The organism is Mesorhizobium sp. M7A.F.Ca.US.014.04.1.1, assembly GCF_003998745.1.
GTDB lineage: Bacteria > Pseudomonadota > Alphaproteobacteria > Rhizobiales > Rhizobiaceae > Mesorhizobium > Mesorhizobium ciceri.
This window is the reverse complement of the sequence record NZ_RZRW01001270.1, coordinates 1-710: the sequence shown is the minus strand read 5'-3', so window position 1 is coordinate 710 and position 710 is coordinate 1. Positions and strand designations below refer to the sequence as shown.

At 57.7% G+C, this 710-nt stretch carries 1 protein-coding gene; it reads right to left on the bottom strand.

Annotated elements, in window-relative coordinates:
- Positions 1-488: 488 nt before the first annotated feature.
- A partial coding sequence (locus EOA22_RS38390) for a hypothetical protein (RefSeq protein ID WP_206521546.1) occupies positions 489-710 on the bottom strand: 222 nt, incomplete at its 5' end.

The following is a 710-nucleotide window of genomic DNA, read 5'->3' as shown; positions in this document are numbered from 1 at the left end:
ATGCTCTGGAGCTTGCGGATAAGTACATCCGAGGATGAAGTGGGTGACAAAGTGGCTACCTAGCTGATGTTGGTTATCGAACTTGCATCCGCGTCAAAAGTTCCGGATAGCCGTAACGAGGCGCCGGACTGCTGGTCGGGAACTGGGAATTCAGGATGCCGAGGCAGGTCCTTGGCCGGGACTTCATTGCACGGGGCACAGGAGTGCTGCACACCCATAATCGAGCCCCTCGAGCAGCGCATTAACCTATGACATAGGCTGCGCTCGCAATGGTCGCTGCGACATCACATGAGGTGGTTGATCCGCCAAGGCCTGACGCTGCAACCTCACCTATGAGGGCCAGATGGCTCCGGCCAGGCATCAGGCAAAAGGCGTCTCACCTGAAGCGAGAAATCCGGCCTTGCAAATGGGCATCTCAACGAGCCCGCTTGAGGTCCGGCCGCGCAATGTCGCCACACGGTTGACGAGCGGCTATCTATTGGCGTCACTCATGGTTCATCAGGCGTCTCCAAAATCCGGCCTGGTGGGGAATCGAACTTTCTGCCGATCAGCGGGCTTTCGGATATGTCCGTCGGAAACGATGTGGAGAAATTGATGCGGAACCTTATACTGGCCTTCGCAGCACTTGCCCTACCCGCGTGCCAATCGGCTCCTGAACCGCTGCAATCCGCCGCTATCGAACCTGCTGCCATTCCCTCCCAATCCGCCTT